17 protein-coding genes are annotated in these 21,108 nt (G+C 37.6%); 6 read left to right on the top strand and 11 right to left on the bottom strand.

Going from position 1 to position 21,108, the window contains the following annotated elements; translation table 11 throughout:
* Nucleotides 1-137: 137 nt before the first annotated feature.
* The 3 genes from ACSKT4_RS18535 to ACSKT4_RS18525 are packed head-to-tail and all read right to left on the bottom strand — an operon-like array spanning nucleotide 138 to nucleotide 3,702.
* Complete coding sequence (locus tag ACSKT4_RS18535; protein ID WP_186871053.1) at nucleotides 138-2,012, bottom strand: PTS fructose transporter subunit IIABC; 1,875 nt, start codon at nucleotides 2,010-2,012, stop codon at nucleotides 138-140.
* A gap of 32 nt (nucleotides 2,013-2,044) precedes the next feature.
* Entirely contained in the window at nucleotides 2,045-2,956 is a 912-nt protein-coding gene (pfkB, locus tag ACSKT4_RS18530) for a 1-phosphofructokinase (protein ID WP_465823726.1), read from the bottom strand.
* On the bottom strand, nucleotides 2,953-3,702 hold the full coding sequence (locus tag ACSKT4_RS18525) for a DeoR/GlpR family DNA-binding transcription regulator (protein ID WP_186871051.1): 750 nt from the start codon (nucleotides 3,700-3,702) through the stop codon (nucleotides 2,953-2,955). Before ACSKT4_RS18525 ends, pfkB begins: the two co-directional genes overlap by 4 nt.
* A 188-nt stretch (nucleotides 3,703-3,890) precedes the next feature.
* Between ACSKT4_RS18525 and ACSKT4_RS18520 the strand changes: the two genes are divergently transcribed.
* The 3 genes from ACSKT4_RS18520 (at nucleotide 3,891) to ACSKT4_RS18510 (ending at nucleotide 5,816) form a co-directional block, all read left to right on the top strand.
* The gene (locus tag ACSKT4_RS18520) at nucleotides 3,891-4,565 is read left to right on the top strand and encodes a hypothetical protein (RefSeq protein ID WP_366481264.1); all 675 of its coding nucleotides are present in this window, start codon (nucleotides 3,891-3,893) and stop codon (nucleotides 4,563-4,565) included.
* 31 nt (nucleotides 4,566-4,596) lie between these two features.
* Nucleotides 4,597-5,310, top strand: coding sequence for a hypothetical protein (locus ACSKT4_RS18515; protein ID WP_366481263.1), 714 nt, complete (start codon nucleotides 4,597-4,599; stop codon nucleotides 5,308-5,310).
* 152 nt (nucleotides 5,311-5,462) lie between these two features.
* Entirely contained in the window at nucleotides 5,463-5,816 is a 354-nt protein-coding gene (locus ACSKT4_RS18510; RefSeq protein ID WP_186871050.1) for a VOC family protein, read from the top strand.
* Nucleotides 5,817-6,014: 198 nt separating this feature from the next.
* Here the strand turns inward: ACSKT4_RS18510 and ACSKT4_RS18505 are convergent, their stop codons facing one another.
* The 4 genes from ACSKT4_RS18505 to ACSKT4_RS18490 all read right to left on the bottom strand — a co-directional run bounded on the left by ACSKT4_RS18505 (nucleotide 6,015) and on the right by ACSKT4_RS18490 (nucleotide 11,613).
* Nucleotides 6,015-6,149, bottom strand: coding sequence for a YjcZ family sporulation protein (locus tag ACSKT4_RS18505; protein WP_186871049.1), 135 nt, complete (start codon nucleotides 6,147-6,149; stop codon nucleotides 6,015-6,017).
* A gap of 152 nt (nucleotides 6,150-6,301) precedes the next feature.
* The gene (locus ACSKT4_RS18500; protein ID WP_186871048.1) at nucleotides 6,302-6,820 is read right to left on the bottom strand and encodes a DinB family protein; all 519 of its coding nucleotides are present in this window, start codon (nucleotides 6,818-6,820) and stop codon (nucleotides 6,302-6,304) included.
* 271 nt (nucleotides 6,821-7,091) lie between these two features.
* A complete protein-coding gene (locus ACSKT4_RS18495; RefSeq protein WP_186871047.1) occupies nucleotides 7,092-10,289 on the bottom strand; it encodes a DEAD/DEAH box helicase in 3,198 nt (1,065 codons plus the stop codon).
* Between the two features lie 103 nt (nucleotides 10,290-10,392).
* The gene (locus ACSKT4_RS18490) at nucleotides 10,393-11,613 is read right to left on the bottom strand and encodes a DUF418 domain-containing protein (protein WP_186871046.1); all 1,221 of its coding nucleotides are present in this window, start codon (nucleotides 11,611-11,613) and stop codon (nucleotides 10,393-10,395) included.
* Between the two features lie 265 nt (nucleotides 11,614-11,878).
* On the opposite strand from ACSKT4_RS18490, the gene ACSKT4_RS18485 reads away from it, so the two are divergent.
* Together ACSKT4_RS18485 and ade are read left to right on the top strand one after the other, a co-directional pair.
* On the top strand, nucleotides 11,879-13,183 hold the full coding sequence (locus tag ACSKT4_RS18485) for an NCS2 family permease (protein ID WP_186871045.1): 1,305 nt from the start codon (nucleotides 11,879-11,881) through the stop codon (nucleotides 13,181-13,183).
* Between the two features lie 25 nt (nucleotides 13,184-13,208).
* Nucleotides 13,209-14,981 (top strand): adenine deaminase, encoded by a 1,773-nt coding sequence (gene ade, locus ACSKT4_RS18480; RefSeq protein WP_186871044.1) that lies wholly within the window; start codon nucleotides 13,209-13,211, stop codon nucleotides 14,979-14,981.
* 168 nt (nucleotides 14,982-15,149) lie between these two features.
* Here ade and ACSKT4_RS18475 read toward each other — a convergent pair whose 3' ends face one another.
* The gene (locus ACSKT4_RS18475; protein WP_186871043.1) at nucleotides 15,150-16,499 is read right to left on the bottom strand and encodes an amidohydrolase family protein; all 1,350 of its coding nucleotides are present in this window, start codon (nucleotides 16,497-16,499) and stop codon (nucleotides 15,150-15,152) included.
* Between the two features lie 133 nt (nucleotides 16,500-16,632).
* Between ACSKT4_RS18475 and ACSKT4_RS18470 the strand changes: the two genes are divergently transcribed.
* Nucleotides 16,633-17,547: a helix-turn-helix domain-containing protein gene (locus ACSKT4_RS18470; protein WP_186871042.1), complete on the top strand. Its 915-nt coding sequence runs from the start codon at nucleotides 16,633-16,635 to the stop codon at nucleotides 17,545-17,547.
* A gap of 79 nt (nucleotides 17,548-17,626) precedes the next feature.
* Here ACSKT4_RS18470 and ACSKT4_RS18465 read toward each other — a convergent pair whose 3' ends face one another.
* The 3 genes from ACSKT4_RS18465 to ACSKT4_RS18455 form a co-directional block, all read right to left on the bottom strand.
* Nucleotides 17,627-18,475: a patatin-like phospholipase family protein gene (locus tag ACSKT4_RS18465; RefSeq protein ID WP_186871041.1), complete on the bottom strand. Its 849-nt coding sequence runs from the start codon at nucleotides 18,473-18,475 to the stop codon at nucleotides 17,627-17,629.
* Between the two features lie 271 nt (nucleotides 18,476-18,746).
* Nucleotides 18,747-19,844 (bottom strand): ABC transporter permease, encoded by a 1,098-nt coding sequence (locus tag ACSKT4_RS18460; protein WP_465823725.1) that lies wholly within the window; start codon nucleotides 19,842-19,844, stop codon nucleotides 18,747-18,749.
* The gene (locus ACSKT4_RS18455; protein ID WP_186871039.1) at nucleotides 19,844-21,106 is read right to left on the bottom strand and encodes an ABC transporter permease; all 1,263 of its coding nucleotides are present in this window, start codon (nucleotides 21,104-21,106) and stop codon (nucleotides 19,844-19,846) included. The genes ACSKT4_RS18460 and ACSKT4_RS18455 overlap by 1 nt, the downstream gene beginning before the upstream one ends.
* Between the last annotated feature and the right edge of the window lie 2 nt (nucleotides 21,107-21,108).

Genomic DNA, 21,108 nt, shown 5'->3' with positions numbered 1-21,108 from the left:
CAATAACAAGCTTTATTTTAAATTCCTCACTATATTTGGACATAAAAAACACCCCCAAAAGTTAGATATACTACTCTAACTTTTGGGGGTAAGTGCCGATTCACCTAGGCATTTTAATTTTCAATTACACTATCCAATTACTTTTCTTCACTCACTGGTTTTCTCCATAGTCCTAATAAGACTGCCGAAACAATGGCACCAATTGCGAGTGATAATAGGAAGAACCATGCATGTTCTGCAAGTGGCGTAACAAAGATTCCGCCATGTGGTGCTGGAATTGCTGATCCAAAGAATTGAGTCAGACCACCTGCAATAGCTGCACCTACTACAGATGAACCAATAACACGTAATGGGTCAGCAGCTGCAAACGGAATTGCTCCTTCTGTAATAAAGGATAATCCCATTACATAATTCGTTACACCTGATTTACGTTCTTCTGCTGAGAATTTATTTTTAAAGAATGTGCTTGCTAAGGCGATTGCAAGTGGTGGCACCATCCCACCAGCCATAACAGCAGCCATTAGACTACCATCTCCAGTATCCGTAAAGATACCAATAGAAAAAGCATATGCTGCTTTATTGAATGGTCCACCCATATCTACTGCCATCATTCCACCAAGAACGATTCCCAGTATAGCGGCATTAGCCGTTCCAAGGCCTTGTAAGAAATCAATCAATGCCGTATTAATCGTTGCAAATATCGGCCCAAATATAAAGTACATTAAAATTCCAGTTAAAAATAGTCCTAGTACTGGGTAAAGTAGAATAGGCTTTAGCCCTTCTAATGTCTTTGGTAACCCGCGTAGTAATCTTCTTAATAAAAGAATGACATAACCTGCTAAGAAACCAGCAACAAGTCCACCTAAAAATCCTGCATTACTATTTACGGCAATTAAACCACCGACCATACCTGGCATTAATCCCGGACGATCCGCTATACTTAAGGCAATAAATCCAGCAAAGATTGGAATTAAGAAACTAAACGCATTACTACCGATATCATTTAAGAAAGTAAATGTTGTGCTATCATCACCTAAGAAGCTTTCAAATAAGAAGGAAAGCGCAAGTAAAATACCACCACCGACAACAAATGGAAGCATATGAGAAATTCCATTCATTAAATCCTTATAAATCTTTCCCCATATAGAGTTAGGCTTATCTTCCATATCATCAGCTTTTTGCTCGCTGCCATCAGAATGGTAAATAGGAGCAGCCTTATTAACCGCCTTCGTAATTAATTCTTCCGATTTCTTAATACCATCTGCCACCGGACGTTGTAGAACATGTTTACCATCAAAACGATTTAAATCAACTTTCTTACTAGCAGCAATAATTACCGCATCTGCACGACGTATTTCATCTTCTGTTAAGGTATTTTTCGCACCTTCAGAACCTTGAGTCTCTACTCGAATATCTACATTCATCTCTTTCGCTTTTTTCTTTAATGCATCTTCAGCCATGAATGTATGGGCAATCCCTGTTGGACAAGCCGTAATCGCAACAACAAATGGTTTCGTATCATTTGCTGGTGCTTCATTAGAAGTCTTATCTGCTTCTTCCTCTTGTTCCTCGACAAATAATGCAAGAACTTCATCCGCATTAGAAGCCGCTTTTAATTGATCAACAAATTCCTTATCGATTAATTTCCTAGATAGGGCTGCTAACGTTTCTAAATGGGTGTTATTTCCGCCTTCAGGAACAGCGATCATGAAAAATAAATAGGCAGGTTGTCCATCTAGTGATTCATAGTCTACCCCTTTTTTACTTTTTGCAAAAAGTACGGTTGGTTCTGTTACTGCTTTGTTCTTGGCATGGGGCATAGCAATTCCATCGCCCAGTCCAGTAGAAGTTTGTGCCTCCCGCTTTAAAATCGCATCTTTAAATTCGGCAACGTCTGTAAGAACACCACTATTATTTAGGCTTGCTATCATTTCATCAATTGCTGATTCTTTTTCCGTAGCCTGTAAATCAAGAATCATGATGTCCTTTCTTAGTAAATCTGTAATCTTCATTTGTCTCATCCTTTTATGTTATGTTATTTCACTTATAATGGCTTTATCTCAATCTGACCAAGTAGAGAGAGAATGTCTTGTTTTTTTGCTAAATCATCTGAGAACGCAGTAGCACTTCCAGACGCAATTCCCATCTTGAATGCTTGAATTGGGTCTTTAGATTGCATATATTCCCCAGTAAATCCCGCAATCATTGAGTCACCAGCACCGACTGAATTTTTAACGGTACCTTTTGGATTAATTCCTTTATACGTACCATTTTTTGTAAATAGAAGTGCTCCTTCTCCTGCCATGGATACGATAACATGCTCTGCACCTAGCTCTAGCAGCTTATTCCCGTAAGTAAGGACATCCGCTTCACTTGTTATACTGACCTGAAATAGTTCTGCTAACTCCTCTTTATTCGGTTTCACTAATAACGGGTTTAATGGTAACGCAGTGAATAACTCCTGCCCAGTTGTGTCGATGATGAAAGAAGCACCCTGCTTCGTTATCAGTTCTACTAGTTGTAAGTAATAGTCATCCGGAAGGCTCGGTGGCTTACTTCCAGATAAAACCACAGTATCCTCTGGTGTTAAGTAACTAAGTTTCTCCATAAGTTTCTTTGATTCCTCTGGTGAGATACTTGGTCCGCGACCGTTTATTTCTGTTTCTTCTTCTGATTTTAATTTAATATTAATTCTAGTATCCTCTTGTATTTGTATAAAATCAGAACGAACGCCTTCTTTCGTAAGCCAATCGGAAATGAAACCACCAGTAAATCCACCTAAAAAGCCTAGCGCTACGGTATCTTTCCCTACTTCGTGTAGGATTCGTGATACGTTAATTCCTTTACCACCTGGTAATTTTAGGTCGTGATCCATTTTATTTAGCTCCCCAAGCGCTACTTGTGGAATGCTTACAATATAATCAATAGAAGGGTTTAGTGTAATCGTGTAAATCATGAGGTAGCCTCCAAAATCGTTGTTTTTTCTTTAAATGATGATAGGTCCAACTCAGTCTGTTCCGTAATAATCGTTACATCATCTAAATCACATACTTTGACAAACGTCACTTTATTCCACTTTGTCTGATCTGCCAAAACGTAGCTATTGGCAGATTGTCGAAATGCTAATCTTTTAATAGCTGCTTCTTCTGGATCAGGGGTTGTGCAACCAAATTCTAAATCAATTCCATTGGTACCGATGAAGGCCTTATCGAATTGATAATTCTTCAACTCACTAATACTAGTCGGACCCACTATTGCTTTGGTTGATAATTTGATTTTCCCGCCCAATAGAATGGTATCTATCCCATAATCAGCTAGTAGAGAAGCATGTTGAATTCCATTGGTTACAACTGTAATGTTCCCTACCTTGATATAATCTATAATGGCAAGCGTTGTGGTACCGGCATCTAGGAAGATAACATCATTTTCTTCGATAAGCGATGCTGCAAATTTACCGATGCTTGATTTTTCTTGAACGTTTTTGAGTGATTTCTCCTGATTAGACAATTCTTCGTCTAATTGATAAATTCTCTTCGCACCACCATGAATACGCTTTAAATAACCTGCCTGTTCTAGATGGTCTAAGTCTCTTCTAATGGTAGACTCTGAACAATTTAATATCGTTAATAAATCCTGAGTCTTTACGATACCGGATTCCTGTAATCGGTTTAAAATGACAGAATATCTCTCATCTGTTAACATCACATACCTCCTAAAACGGTATTTTACCACCAAAAAACTTCAAAAACAATCAAATACTACTAAAGTCAAAAATATGTCATCCATTCTTATGTTTTCTTACCTTGTCTCTCACCTTTCACATCAATGACGCAAGCCACATAGTATAATCACCCAGAGATTTTCAATACCTGTTATTGAAGGAGTATACAATGGATCTATCATTAGCACATTGGTTATATTTAATCGGAACATTATTCATTATTGTCACGATGTTATGTAGACAAAATGTTGTCGTTCCAGCTTTAGTCATGAGCTTCTTCGTTGCTTGTGCCTTTACTGGTTCTTTATTAGATGGCATTCAGGCAATCTTCAATGCCAATTTAACAGCTGCGACTGAATTGTTTCATATTTTTTTAATTATAGCGATTATGGCCGCACTTCTTGGTTCTATCCAGTCCATAGGTGCCGATGAACAGATGGTTAAACCATTCCAAAAAGTAATGCGTAATGGGACATTAGCCTTTCTCGTGCTTATTGTAGTCACGTACATTTTATCGCTTTTTTTCTGGCCGGCACCTGCCGTACCATTAATCGGAGCTTTATTAATACCGGTAGCAATTTCGGCTGGACTATCTCCAATTGGGTCTGCGATCGCGATTTCCCTAGCTGGTCATGGGATGGCATTATCCTCCGATTTTGTCTTGAAAGTAGCACCAGAGCTAACAGCATCTAGTAGTCGTGTACTAGAAGCAAATGCAATAGGGGAACAAACATTAATCCTATCACTAGTAACAGGAGTAGTCTCCTTAACAATTGCTTATTTTATGATTCGAAAAACGATTCGAAAACCAGCGAAAGAACACCTGAAAGAATGGGAAAGATGAGGATTTAAACCTGAAAACCGATGATAAAGATGTGATACGAGGGAAATATAGCACGGTATTTGCTTTTCTAGTACCTACAATTTTTCTAATTATCGTCACCTATGTCGTTATTGCCACGTTTTCTGATGCTGTACCAGACATAGAAGATGGAGCAGGGGCTGCACTAGTTGGTGGTACAGCGATCATCCTTATCATCATTATGTCTCTATTTCGCAATTATAGAAGAACTCTCCAGGAAGTAAGCGATCATATCGTTAATGGGTTTGTATTTGCATTTAAAGTAATGGGGCTTGTTATCCCAGTGGCCGCATTTTTCTTTATCGGAAGTGGAGAATTGGCAGGGCAAATCTTCGGCACGGACCCAGATACAACACCATCCTTTCTTTTTGATTTAGTAGAGGAAGGTCAGCGTTACATCCCAAATAATGAGGTGTTCACTGCCTTTGGTGTATTACTATTAGGAATGGTATCTGGTTTAGATGGTTCGGGCTTCTCCGGTCTCCCTCTAATTGGATCGCTATCCGAGGCACTTGGCACTTCAACCGGAATGGATCCCACCACCTTAGCTTCAATCGGACAAATCGGTGCCATTTGGGTCGGTGGTGGTACACTAGTCGCCTGGTCTCCGATCATCGCCATCGCAGGCTTTGCCAAGATATCTGTAATTGATTTAGTGAGAAAAAGCTTTATACCAGTCATTATCGGATTAGTAATTACCATGTTTTTTGCATTACTGTTCTTCTAATAGTAAACATGATGCTGTTGATAAGAACGCGAAAGAGCAGGGATCCTAGAGAATCTCTGCTTCTTCTATCTTTAAATCATAATGATAAAAGGATTTACTTAGTTTGTGTGGAATTAATTATATAGAACGAAGTAGGAAAGGAGGTAGACACTATGTCAACATTGTTTCAACGAATAGACACTGTTTTTGTACCGACACGAGATATTGAAAAATCACGGAAATGGTACATGCAGGTGCTTGATGGTATACCCGATTGGACGAGTGATAAGGGAGAGTATCAATGTATCAAGTTTGGTGATACATCAATAACGTTATTTCTTACCGATGACCCAGTATATTTTCAAGCAAGGCGTAGCTTGTTTAATTTCTATGTCAATAATGCAGAGCAGGCATATAGCCACTTAATAATGAATGGCGTCAAGGTAGAAGAGATAAAAGAATACGGTGCACGGTACTTCGCATTTTATGACATAGACGGAAATTGCTTAGAAGTATGTGAATATTAATCCTTTCTAAAAAAGTACACCTAAGAGCGTGATTATTTATACAAGCACTCTTAGGTGTACTCATTAAGAAAATGGAAACTTTGTTTTCATTTAGGCAAATAAAAAAACTAAAAACTCTACACAATAAGTCTTTAGTTTTTTAAACTAAAAGTGCCCTCTTCCTTTAACATTCCTTTTCTCATTAAGATTGTCATTAAACTAATTTAAACAAGCAGCACCTACAATAATTAACAAGATAAACAATACGACGATTAGAACAAATCCATTTCCACTATTATAGCCGTATCCATAATAAGGTCCGATATCACATCCACATGAACTTCCATATCCCATAATTTACACCCCCCTCAAATATTCCTTAATAATTTCTATATGAATAGGATATGTAAAAATGGACTATTGCGTATGTGACATTCGCCTGTATTTTTCATCTTATTATATTATTTGAAAAAGAATCCTTTTAAAGAGACACAAAGAAGAAACGGCTAATTTAATACTCCTAAATAAGCAACCCATGGACCGACATCTTTTTGATAACGCTTCGCCATTACTCGAGCAATTTGTGTGATATGTGTAAGATCATGGACAACCCATGTCGAGATTAATTGTTCAAGGGTTACTTCGCCAAATTCCGGATGAATACCTAATCGTTTAAAATCAGAATCATCTTGAATAAGGGCTTGAAGCTTTTCTATACTCTCTACTCGCAACCTTGCAAATTCCGCTAATGCTGCATCAATCGATCTATCTGCTTTGTTCAAATGGGCAAAACGATCATATGGTGGAAAATGATTATCTTCATCTGGAACAAGAATAGATGCTACTCTAGGCAGCCAATCCTCCTTCTCCGCTTCAATTAAATGCTCAACTACTTCGGAGGCATTCCAAGTACTTTCCCCTTCATTCACGTGAAGCCAACCTACAGATAGACCAAAAAGCAAACTTTCTAACGTCTTAGGTGTTCTTTCCAAAATCTCCAGAGCCTCATCTAATTTAAAATTCATCTTGCTCCCCCCTATTTATTATCCATTATTAATTACTCCACAATTTCACTTTCATCATTTTTCAAAGCTAGCTGCATTCTTTCTAAAAAAAATTATCCTGACTCTTATTTAATCTCATATTCATTCACCTTCTAATTTGTTTAATGTATATACATATAATAGAAAGTTTAATTCCTATTTTTAGCGAATCATTGAAATAAAAAATCCAACCTTATAGCATTTACTAAGGTTGGATTTCTTGATGTCTCACTATATTCCATGGCCAGTGATATTATTGCAACAAAGCTTGAATATCTTCTTCCGTAAGTGACATCAATTGTTCACTTTGCGGATCGATTACTTCTTCTATTAAATGGCGCTTCCTTGCTTGTAATTCATTCATCTTCTCTTCCACTGTACCTTTGGCTACTAGCTTTATAACTTGAACCGTTTGTGTCTGACCGATACGATGGGCACGGTCTGCTGCTTGTTCTTCTACTGCAGGATTCCACCAGCTATCGTAAAAAATGACAGTATCAGCGCCAGTTAAGTTCAGACCAGTACCACCAGCTTTTAAAGATATAAGAAAAACATCTCTCTCTCCAGCATTGAACCTATTACATAAGGCGACCCTTTCCTCTGAAGGGGTTTGTCCATCCAAATAAAAATGTGAAATTCCTTCAAGCATTAATTCTTGTCCTATAAGGTTTAACATCTTTGTAAATTGAGAGAATATCAGCATTCTGCGTCCAGCAAGCCTTGCTTCCTCTACGATCCGAATAAGCTGTTCAAATTTTGCCGAAGACCCCTCATAGCCATCAACAAATAAAGCAGGATGGCAGCAGATTTGTCGTAGTCTGGTTAGTCCAGCCAATATTCTAATCCGATTTTTTCTTATTGTTTCTCTATCCAGATGTCGCAATGTCTTATGCCTTAACTTTGCCAAATAACTAGCATACAGTTTCTTTTGCTCTGGCAGTAATTCCGTTGTATCAATGACTTCTCTTTTCTCCGGTAATTCTTCCAGAACATCCTCTTTCACTCTCCGCAGCATAAATGGGCGAATTCTCCTGGCGATCTGCTTCTTAGTTAGTTCACTATATTCCCTTAATCCTAAAAATAATTCGGGAAACACAACATGAAAGATGGACCATAGCTCCTCTAATGCATTTTCCATCGGTGTCCCAGTTAAAGCAAAGCGGTGAGTAGCGTTTAGTTTTTTAACCACCCTTGCCGTCTGGGTTAGAGGATTCTTAAACATTTGGGCTTCATCAAAGAACACAACATGAAATTCTTGTCCCTCATACCATCTACTATCACTGCGTAGCAACGGATAACTAGTAATCATCACATCTACATCAGCTAGCTCAGCCTGTAGCTTCATCCGTTCTGTCTTGCTCCCGTCAATGATTACCATCTGAAGCTCCGGAGCAAATCTCATCAATTCGCTTTGCCAATTATACGTAACAGAAGATGGACAGACAATTAATGCTGGACGTCCACTTTCTCGGATAACATCGAGTTCTGATAGAATAAAAGCGATACTTTGAATCGTTTTCCCTAGCCCCATATCATCTGCTAGTATCCCACCGAATCTATAATGCGCTAGAGCCTTCATCCATTTAAATCCCTGTTTCTGGTAAGTGCGCAACACACTTTCTAATGATTGAGGTACAGCATAAGGTAACTGTTCAGGATGCATAATGGTATGAAGAAATTTCCGAAAAGATGCTTCTATCGTAACTGTGTCACTAGACTCCATCGTATTAAGTAACCTAAGTCCTTCCACAATTGGCACGTTCAATTGCTGGTCCCATTCATCAATTTGCCTTGGTACTTGATGCATGAATCGATGGATTTCCTCCATTTCTCTTGTTTCTAAGGAGAAAAGTGTACCATTTCTTAGTCGATAATACTTTCGCTTTTCCTCTAATGCAGCTAATACATCCTTTATTTCTTCTTCTGGGATACCATCAATGGAGAAAGTAAATTCAAGCCAATGTGTTCTTTCTCTGTAATGTCTCACTTTAATTTTAGGCACCGTTGTTTTAGGTAGAATCCTTAAACGTACTGCTGTTGTTGCGTAGACTTGTACCAACTGGTGCAGCTTCGGTAATTGATGATGTAAAAAGTTATACTCTAATTCTTCATTTTGAATATAATAACCACTTTCCGTTTGGATAAATTGACTCTCCTTCATGATGTTGAGAATTTCTTCTTCCTTCTCGATATCACGAATAATCATAGAACCTACTTTCGGCTGACGCCCATCTAGTGGATTGATTACTACATTTTCATAATGAAATTCAAGACCTGCTAGCAAACGATTTTTCACACGGTCAACATACAGCTTTGCCTTTAATGGTGTCTTTTGAATTTCTGCATTTACTTCACCAGCTAAATGAACTTCTCCAAGCTTTCGCAAATGCGGGACTAGTTTCTCCATATAATATTTCAGTTGATTAGCAGGTATAGGGATAGCGCTTGTTCTGGAATTCTCCATCATTCGCTTAAGACCATATAGCCGTTCTGCTTCTCCTCGTTTTACCACGACAATCTTGCCATTGGTAAGTACCGTGTCATATTCATGTAAAATTACCATTTTGTCCAATCCGTCTATTACCAATTGATAGCCATTACCTTCGTTTTTCTTAAATTCAAATGTTAGTGGCAATGGCTCATCGACTACTTGAAACTGTGGATACGTTCTGCCAGCATATTGCAATGTCACGTGAGGAGCATGGATTAACAATGGCTCTAATTTATTCCACGAGGACGCCGGGACAGGTAATATCGCTTTGTCAGCTTGATGTCTTCCTTTAGTAGGCATTGCTCGTAGATACATTTTTTCGTCATTCATGATTTGGTTTAATTGCTGTATTACTTGATCTGTTTCTTTATCAAAGCAATGTTTACTCGGGTCATACGTATAATTATCTGTGATATTATACCTTTTCCCTTCATCTATTTGACCGAGAAAGTCACGAATATCTTTTATCGGTTGTCCCTCAATGGACAAGCCAATACCAAGTAGATTATTTTGATCTTCATCAGGAACAACCACGCATAGTAGCATAGCTCTTACTACTGTTCTATTTTCAAAATGAGTTTGCTCGCCAGATTTTCGTGTGGGCGGCGATTGAAATATCGTGAGTAAGTCCTCTGGTAGCTCTTGTAATGCCTCTCCAGGATTAAGCTCGTGTGTACTTGCTTTTTGGTGATGAGAATAGGCGATTAGTACTGCTGCAACATGCTGGCAGTCCTTTTGAAATGAAGTAAGTGAAGGGCAACTACAAGTCGCGGTAAACCCTTGGTTCGTCTTCTCGAGGTGGACTTGGAAATCCTCTGCGCCTTGTACTACAGCATCCAAGGACTCAGAAGTTATCGCTTCTATCCATACCTTTCCATTACGATAAAAGGCGTCCCCTCTTTTAAAGGAGACGGCCCCACAACGCTCTTTGATGACTTTTTGATTTAGTTTAATTTCCATTGGGGCACTCCTTTACTTACGATTATAGATACGTTCATAATCTCTTAGTTATGAAATTAGCATAAAAAATGAAAACATGCCAGTACTACTGCTCTTTAGTAGCCTAAGGTGATTTCGAGTTTACATCCTTCGCAATCGGTTGTATCCTACAATACGTAATCGTTCTCCACAACCATTCAAATGGACCAAAGCGAAACTTCTTCAGCCACAGTGTGCTTATCATCATTTGCCCTGCAAAAATCCCTAAACAAATTAGCGTTCCAATGCCAAGACTTACATTACCATACCACCCAAATCCTACAAAAATCACAACGGAAAAGATGGTTTGGAATAGATAATTCGTTAACGCCATTTGACCAGTAAATCGAAGTGCACGTAGTCTTTGTTGCCATTTTTCATGCTGAAGTAATAACGTCAAGGCTGAAATATAAAACAAGCATAACGGAATACTACCAACACTAGTTAACACATAAATGACATAATCTTGTTTAATTCCCCAATCCACTATTCCTAAGGTAAATAAAGCTAATATCGCAGTAAGCGGAATACTGATAAGGAACGTAACAAGACGTATTTGCTTCAGTAGCTTTAGGTACTTCGTTACATATTGGAATACACCAGCTTTCCCTGCAGCCAACCCAATAAGAAACATCGCCAATACTGGTAGCATTGCTAGAATTAGATTGAATAGAATCATTGGTAACTCTGTCCCTAGTCGAAAGTTAACTAACTCTAGGTACCCAGCATTCTGATAAACCTCCGTATAATTAGAAACAGCCCTTTCCACAACGGCTGATGATTCTTGTACCTCCTCTAGAAAAGTACTTGGTATTAATAATGTCAAACTATTAAAGGCATTATAAACTAGTAACAAGCTCCCTGCCCAGATGAGCATGGTTTTAATCTTTCTTTTGTAAAAAAACAATAAGAAAAACCCAGCAAGGGCATAGGTATGCAAAATGTCGCCATACCAAAGTGCAATAAGGTGGATAAGACCAAACAATAATAATGCCAGCATTCTTCTCGTATATAGACTTGTTGCAGCTAAGCCCTTCCCCTCAGCACGACTAATGAAAATATAAAACCCTAATCCGAACAAAAATGAAAAGATAGTAAAAAACTTCATATCGATAAACAGCGTAAAAAATACATCTAACCAATAATCCAATCCCGTATATACCGGTTCCACTCCATACATTGATTTCATAAATATGGCACTATGAAAGGACGGCATATTGACTAAAAAAATGCCAAACAACGCAAACCCTCGAATAATATCAATTGTTACGATTCTCTCTTTACTCGATATTGGCGAATTCTCCAAACTTACTCCCCCTCGGAATACTTGTGTAATTTACCTACAAGTACGTTTAATCAGAAATACGTTTCCCTTGATTATAAGGTTTCAAATTTATAGCCATTTATCTCTATTATATATTTATATCTGGATTAACAATTACTCAAAACAGTAAAATCCGAACATTAACGACAACAAATGATAAAAATGTATGAAAATAGGTTGACTATCATTACTAGAAAGTGATATAACAGGTTATAGCGACATAATTCGACAAGGAGAGAACAACTACATGAGTAATTTTCTTAATCGCATGTTTAAACTGAATGAGCTAAACACGAACATTAGAACCGAAATATTAGCCGGAATAACAACATTTATTACAATGGCATATATCATCATCGTTCAACCTAATTTAATGGGTGCTGCCGGCATGCCTGTAGGTGCTGTGATGGTATCCACTATGATTGTTTCTGGACTATTTTCTATTATTATGGGTATTTTTACAAATCGACCATTTGCCCTTGCACCGGCAATGGGAAGTAACGCCTTTTTTGCATACTCCGTTGTAGCAGCAGGTCTTGCAACATGGGAGACGGCTTTAGGAATGATATTTATTTCTGGTGTAGCCTTCTTGGTCTTAACCTTACTTGGCCTTCGTGAAGCAATCTCCAACATGCTTCCAAAAAATATTAAGCTTGCTATTAGTGGATCAGTGGGTATTTTTATAGTCGGCACTGGTCTTGTGAATGGTGGTATTATCATTCAACGAGAAGGAAGCAACAATATGACACTAGCTACCCTACATGAACCTAGTGTTCTATTAGCCGTAATCGGTATTTTGGTTACGATTGGTTTAATGGCAAGGAAAGTAAAAGGTGCCGTACTATGGGGAATCATTTTAATTACAGTCCTAGGACTTCCATTAGGAATTACCAATTTACCGGATACATTTTTCCAATTACCGCCAAATCCAACATCCATCTTCTTTCAAGTTGATTGGATAGCGGCATTAAAGCTATCGTTCTTCCCGTTAATCTTTACTTTCTTTACCGGTGATTTCTTTTCTTCTCTTGGAACAATATTAGGAGTTAGTGGAAAGGCTGGATTATTAGATAAAGACGGCAACCTACCAGGAATTAAAAAGCCATTTATAGTTGACTCATCTGCAACGATAACTGGTTCCTTACTAGGGGTTACCACTGTAACAACCTATGTAGAATCGGCAAGTGGTGTTAGTGAAGGTGGTAAAACCGGTTTAACGGCTGTTTCAGCAGGGGTCATGTTCTGGATATGTTTATTATTAACTCCTATATTCCTAATGGTTCCATCTGTTGCAACTGCTCCAGCACTAGTAGTAATCGGGATTACTATTTTAGAATCTCTTAAAAATATCAACTTTGATAAATTAGATGAATTAGCCACGGCATTAATTACGATACTAGTAACGGCATTTTCTTTCAGTATCGCAAATGGAATTGTGTTTGGAATATTATCCTATGTTGTCATTAAATTAATCACAGGAAAAGTTCGCGAAATTCCTATTGGACTATATTTTTTATGTATTCCACTAGCATATTACCTATGGTTAATTTAATTGATTAGTATTGGAGTGAACGAATATGAATCATAATTTGATTTCAGCTGCTCGTGGTGATATACCGTTAGATTTAGCCATTGAAAATATTAAATTAGTTAATGTTTTTACCGGTGAAATTTACCCAGCAGCAATAGGAATTTATCAAGATAAAATTGCTCATGTTACAAAGCCAGGAGTCACAACTTTACAAGCAAAACAAGTGATAGATGGTCAGGGAAAATACGCTATCCCAGGATTAATTGACACACATGTACACATCGAAAGCAGTATGCTGACTCCAAGTGCGTATGCGGAAGTAGTTCTGCCTCATGGGACCACAACAGTCGTAACAGATCCACATGAAATTACGAATGTACTAGGGGAAGAAGGGCTTGCTTATATGATTGAAGCAAGTAAGGACTTGGATTTACGAATCCTTACTTATCTCCCTTCCTGTGTACCATCTGCACCTCGTTTAGAAACGTCGGGTGCTGATTTCACTCCAGAACTGGTAGAGAAATTAATACAATGGGACGGTATAGACGGATTAGCTGAAGTGATGAATTATTACGATGTCATCCATCAAGACCCGCGCATGGCTGGTATTGTCCAAGCTGCACTTGATGCTGGAAAAATTGCTCAAGGCCATGCACCAACGTTAAGTGGGCGTGATCTTTCTGCGTACCTAGTAGCTGGAATTGACTCCGACCATGAATGTCGTACCGGTGAAGAAGCACTAGAGAAACTTCAAGCGGGAATGATTGTTGAAATTCGGGAAAGCTCCTTTTCTTACAATGTAGCACCCATTGCGAAAGTAATTAAAGATAAAGGCTACCTACCTAATGTTTGCTTGTGTTCGGATGATGTAAAAGCGAATGATTTATTACAACAAGGTCATATGAATCATGTGGTTCGCCGTGCAATAGAGGAAGGAATTGACCCAATCAATGCCATTCGTTATGGCACCTTGAATGCTGCCAACCGGTTAAGAAGAACTGATATTGGTGCAATTAGCCCTGGTCGAATTGCCGATATCGTTCTACTAGATGATATCAAGACGATGGTAGTATCCGATGTGTTCACTTCAGGAAAACTCATCGTGGAAAAGGGTAATCTAATAAGAAAACAAAATGTAGTTAATCCTCCTAAGCACTTTATGAATACGGTAAAACTACCCGAAATTAAAGAAGAAGATCTATCCATTACAGTAGAAGATCCACATGCAACCATAGCAAAAGTTAATGCCATCGAATATGATTATGCGCCTGGAATCCCAACGAATTTCCATGAAGTTACCTTACCGGTTATTAACGGAGAAGTGAATTTAGGTGAGTATGATGGTAAGAAAGCGCCATTAAACTATATCGCTGTTTTTCATCGACACGGACATAATAACAATGTTGCAAAAGGTGTTTTAGCTGGATTCGGCATAATCGAAGGTGCTGTAGCAACAACTGTTGCCCACGATAGTCATAATTTGGCGGTATTAGGGGTAAACAAAACAGATATGAAGCTTGCAGCGAATCACTTAAGAGAATCAAATGGTGGAATGGTTGCTGTTAAAAACGGAGAAATCGTTGCTGAACTAAAATTACCCATTGCAGGGTTAATGACAACGGAGGGTGCTGAAGAATTTTCACCACGGATTAATGCTTTCTTAGACCGAATTGAAGCAAGCATGATGCCCGGAAAAAATCCAATCCATCGATTAATAATCGCTACCCTTCCTGTTATACCAAAAGCAAAAATAACCGATATGGGATTAGTTGATGTTGATAATCAAAAATTTGTACCATTAGTAATCGAAACAAATTAACATCTTTACTGTTAAAAACAAGGGATAGTTAAACTGACTATCCCTTGTTTTTATCTTACTTAAGTACTACTTTTTCCAGTACGTACATAACTCGGATTTAAACCAGCACTCCTTTGCCTATGCTAGTCATATAAATCCCCAAGTCTTACCTGCCTATGAATTCATTATTTAGCTTTGCACTGATTCAACTTTTTCCCATTCAATCTGAAAATCAGCTATCAACTTTTCCATATATTCGTTACTTGGAACGTTACTAAGTAATTCATCTTGTGAATAAATTTTCCCTCCTTTAATTATGTGATGAATGCTCTTCGTATATTGAATATCGATCAATGGATTCGCATCTAATACGACTAAATCAGCGATAAAGCCTTCTTTTATTGCACCAATTTCCTCCATTTGGATAGACCTTGCAGCCTGGATTGTTGCAGCCTGTAATGCCTCAATTTCTGAAAATCCAATTTCTACAAATAACTCTAATTCACGATGTAAAGCCATGCCTGGGAAGGTCCAAATAAGTGCAGGAGTGTCCGTTCCTGCGACAACGGTTCCTCCCAAATCGGCATAGGTTTTGGCAACTGTTTTCGTAAACAGATCTAATATACCGATCTGCTCTTTTAGTAGTGCTTCCTGTACCGCATTTTTTTCCCAGTGATCGATTAAAATCCCTTCTTTCTTAAGTGACTCGGTTACTTTATTTTTGGGATACCACGGGTTAGGTTGCTGTGTTACTTGGTCCGTAAGCACTAAAGTAGGGCAAAGCTTCACATGATGCTTAAGCATTTCCTCACACAATGCTTTGATTCTCGCCTCATCTGGTTTCTCCCAATCAATATGACGCCACTTTTCTTGATCCGCGGTTGGATGCCAGCCATCATAAAGAGCTTGTACAAATCCTGAAGCATGCTCAAACCATGTCACTCCAATTTCTGCTGCTTCTAAAGCATTCAATTCCTTTGCATGGATGAGATCACAACTTACTTCTAGATTAAATTCTCTCGCCTCTTCCACCACTGCCTGTAAAACCTCTTTCTTTATCAGCCCATACACTTTAATAAATTTTGCCCCTGCTTCAGCCTGTCTTCTAACTTCTTTTCTAGCTGTTTCTGGGTCATCAGTTACTAGATTCCCAAAACTGGTTGGTCCCCATAGGCCAGGGGTTCCATCAATCATGCGGTCTGCAGCATATACACGTGGAGTAGGTACATCGAATGGAGCATCAATCATATTCTTAAGTAGAAATACATTTCCCGCGGTGTTACGGACCGTTGTTACCCCTGATGCTAAAAAATGTGGTGCAAATCGTTCTTGAATATGGCAATGCATATCAATTAATCCAGGAATAAGATACTTTCCACTCACATCCACTACACTAATATCATCTGGTAATGCTTCATTTTGTGTATAAATCCTTCTTATTTTTCCATCACAGATTTCAATAGAACCCTCAAAAGAAACTTCATTTTCCACATCAATTATCGTTCCATTCGCTGCAATATAATGCCTTAATTCTTTCATTTCATTATCCTCCTCTAATTACTTCCGTTATACTAATGGAAAAGAACTTGTTGTATGTTTATTTTAATTTGGATGGTTAGCAATATTTATAAAACTTTCATATAGTGGAATTTGAGGTTAGGTGGTTAGAATATTGAGGAGCTATGGAGAAACCTTTCGAATAATTCGTAAGCAAAAAGGGGTAACGATGAAAGAGCTAGCTGATGGAGTATGTTCCATTTCATTTTTATCAAAATTTGAACGTGGTGATTCGGATATAACACTTGGAATTTTCACAAGAATTTTAGACAAGCTGATGCTCAGTATGGATGAATTTATATATGTACATCACGACTACCAACCAAGCCAGCTCGAACAATTCTTCCAGCTAGTCAATACAGCCTACACTAGTCAAAATTCAGATCGATTAAAGCAACTAAAAAATCAAGAAATGAAAAAGTGGGAGCGTTATGGAATAGAAACATATTATTTTAATGTATTAATGCTTGAGGTTTACGATAGTATGGTGAGCTCCACCATGATGGACGAAAATGTGAATAAAGCGGAAATCGATCTGTTAACAGATTATTTATTTCGGGTCGAAGTATGGGGATATTACGAATTAGCTCTCTATAGCGCTACGATGTTCTTTCTTGATCCTGGTGTAGTGATACAGCTTTCTAAGACAGCATACATAAAAAGCAGCCGTTATCAAGAATTAAAAAAAGCACGTGATACGATTACTGCTATCCTTATCAATACCATTACCTACTTAATAGGTCCAGTTAATCGCTTTCCCGAAGAATTAACATACGAACAGGAAATTACGGAATTTTTCTCCTATCTTGATGCCATACAATTACCCGAAGATAAATTATTTGAACGGCTTAAAATCCTGCAACTAAAGGGAGCCTTAGAGTTAAAGTTAGGGAACAAGGAATCTGGAGAGGCTAAACTACGACAAACCATTCAAATTCTGAGAGATTTAGGTTCGGTGGGAAATGCCAATAACACTAGTCTATATTTAGAGCAGATTTTATCATATATTAAAATATCTAATACAAAATAGTATCGCACCTCCTTGTTAAGAGGTGCGATTTATTATATATGATTCTATAATACTCTTCTCATGGTGATTATTTCTTCAACTAGGATAAAAATTCCCTTAATTCCTCCGACAGTTTTTTTACATCCTTCATCCCTAGATGATATAGGTCGGTTAGTTTAGCTTTACTTCTTTCCACACGTCCAACTTCTAACTTTTCAGATGGGCTGATGACAAACACATTTCCTTTTTTCTCCTCTTCAAATATATAGCTTAATGTTTCATTATATACATGGTGACGTCTTTCTATTGCTTTTAATAGACCGGGGTATTGTTTATATTTTTTGCGCATGTACCATCCAAATGATTGTGGCTTTTTAACATAACCTCTATTTCTCGTTAAAATGACGACATTCTTTTGATTCCCGTCTTTTACCGATTGCTTGATTGGAATTGGATCGGAAATACCTCCATCTAACAGACTTCGATTATCATATTCAACAACTGGTGCGAATAATGGCAAGGAGCTCGATGCCCGAATTATCTTTAATATTTCATCTTTATAATCTTCCCTTTTATAAAAAACAGGCTCCCCTGTCATACAGTCGGTAACACCAATGACAAACTCCTCCTTTGCAGCATAAAATGCGTCAAAATCAAAAGGCTCTAATTCATTTGGTAACACATCAAATAAAAAATCCATCCCAAAAATTTCTCTTTTCTTTACGAAGTTTCGAAATGATATATAATCGGGATGGTCTAAGTAATCAATCAGAACCGCTCTATTTCGTTCTATTTGCCGTGCGACATAAGAAGAACCATTACAGGCACCTGCAGATACACCAATTACATATGGAAGGTATATATCTTGCTCCATTAAATAATGAATAACGCCAGCCGTATAGATTCCTCTACTTCCTCCACCTTCTAATACTAATCCTGTGTTCTTCATACATTCCACCTCAAAATCTACGTCTTTTCTTTTTAGATGAAGACAACGTTGTTTTTATTAATACTTCTCCTATTATATATACAAAAAGTGGAAGTTTCTAACTAATTGCTTTTAATTCGCCTTTTTTATTCTTTTTTTATCATGTTTAGCTTCATTTTAGATCACTGTTTTCTAGGCTGAGATTTAACGCTCTTCTACTGTCTAAATTGAAAAAACTCTCGGTCTTTTACACTCGAGAGCTTTTTCACCTATTCATTAAACGTAATGAATACTATTTCCTCCGTTCAATCATATTAATCCCTATTCCCATCGCCACGACTCCAATTAGTAACATAATCAATAGAGACATCATAATATCTCCCAATCTACCATCATTAAATATGACAGACATTAATGCATCCATTGCATGGGACAACGGAAATAAGTCAGCAATAAACAATAACACTGGATTGGTTATCGTACCTGGCATCATATAAACTCCACTAATAAGTGGTAATAGTGGTATGACTGAAGGGTAAATGCTTAAAAATTGTTCTGGAGTTTTTACAAATCCAGTAATTAACATAGCAATACTAATCATACTAAAAACAAAAAACGCAGAAATTACGATAATTAGCCCTAAATGATCCCCCAACTCATAGTTCATGACATACTTAAATAGGAGCAACACAACCACAATTTGAAACATGGTTATTAGAAAGCTATATAAAATATATCCGCTATACATACTTACTTTACTAATTGGTGATAATATCATTCGATTCCAAACACCAGAAACTTTATCATGTGTCACATTGTTCACTTTCAAACCTAGAATAAACATAGCAACTAAAAAGGTAAAAGCAAACAATAATTGAGTACTCATGTTAAAATTCGGAAGCTCTTCTCCGTCTAGTACTCTCGTTTCTATGTGAAATGGTGCGTTTTCAAGGTAGCTATTGATCTTGCTTCGAACATTTTCATCCTCTTCCGCTTCAGCCACTGCGCGAATTTGTGCTTCGCGTTGAAACACTTTTTCCACGTGTTGACGAACTAAAGAAATAGTTGGAAGCTCACTAGCTATGACTAACCGGTAATCCATGTCCATTAATTTTAATGCTACGTCAATTCTTCCATCTGTTACATCTTCACGAGCCTGTTCAGGAGTACCAATTTCGAACGTAAATGAGCTATCCATATTCAACAGCTCTTGCCACTTCTCTACTATTTCAGAGGCATTTTCCTCTTCACTAAAGATAGTAACCTTTGTCGGCGATTGAACACCTCCAGCAAATAAAAGGATACCTAGAATGCTTGCAGCTATAAATAATAGGATGAAAAGCGGGTTTCGCTTATCTTTAGCAAATTGCGCCCATAAAACTGACTTCATTATGCTTTCCCCCTTTTTGGATACAAGGCCAAACTAATTATCAAAAATAAAAGGAAGAACCCAATCAAAATCAGAATGGATGTGAAGATGTTTGATAACTCTTCGAACTGAATCCAATTAGTGAGCATTACTAAAGATAGCCCGTTTGGTGTCCATTCACCAATTTTTATAAGCCAATCCGGTAATATATAAATAGGCACAAAGTTTCCACCGATAATACCGAACAATAAAATAAATAACATAAAGATCCCATTTGCTGTATCAATGCTCGTCACGCGCAGCGAAATACTTGTGAACATTGCTGCCAAACTAGCAATAGCAATAGCAAGTAAAGTAACAATTCCTATAAGGCCAAGCCAGAAACTAAATGACCTGTCAGGAAAGGCATCAAGGACAAAATGAGCAAATACAAAAATAAACATCATTTGCAACCAAGTTAAGATAAAAGTAGATACCATTTTTCCAATTAAATAGAGGATTGGATTACTATTGGATAATTGAATACGGTAAAATACTCTTTCTCTAATTTCTACTCCTGCTTTAGTAGCAACGGTCGAGGCTAGAAATAAGGCAAACAATGCTCCCATTGCTATCGTAAAATATTGGGTTAATGTAAAGCTATCACCTGCTCCTACTTTTTCGATTCCACCTTCTGGAGTTACTACCTCTACTTGAGAAGCATCTAATTCCTGTAGTGCAAATTGATAATTCAATTGATCTGTAAACCCCTGAATGATATCAAATAAAATACGATTATTTGTAGTTTCTTTTTCTATTTTTAATTCCAATGAAGTGGTTGGACTCTGTCCGACAAAGGCCGCATATAGACTATCGGCACTAAACCCTTCCGGTATAATTAGAATGCCGTCTACTTCACCATCTTCTGCTTTTGATATAGCATCTGCTTCTTCAAGATCTTGTATTGTTACTAAACTCTTTAAATCATCACTTTCTAGGTAATGTAATAGCATCGAAGCTGGATTCAACTGACTTGCTTGTTCTACCAATACAGCTACTTCTTCTTTCCCAACAGATTCGTTATCCATTAATTTATCCTTCAATTGGGCTTGTAAGTCTGCATGATTATCTTGATTTACGATCGCTAAATGTAAATCAAGCTCAGACTCTTCATCATTACCTAGCAATCCAGAAAAGGCAAAATTTAGTACGATTACTAAAATAATCGGCAGCAAGAGAACTGTAATAAGTTCTTTTCGATCTCGCCATATAATTAATAAATCCTTTTTGATAAAGCTACCCATCC

It is taken from the genome of Ornithinibacillus liuyingii (genome assembly GCF_055550225.1).
The sequence above is the reverse complement of the archived record's forward strand: the minus strand, read 5'-3'. Positions and strand labels throughout refer to the sequence as shown.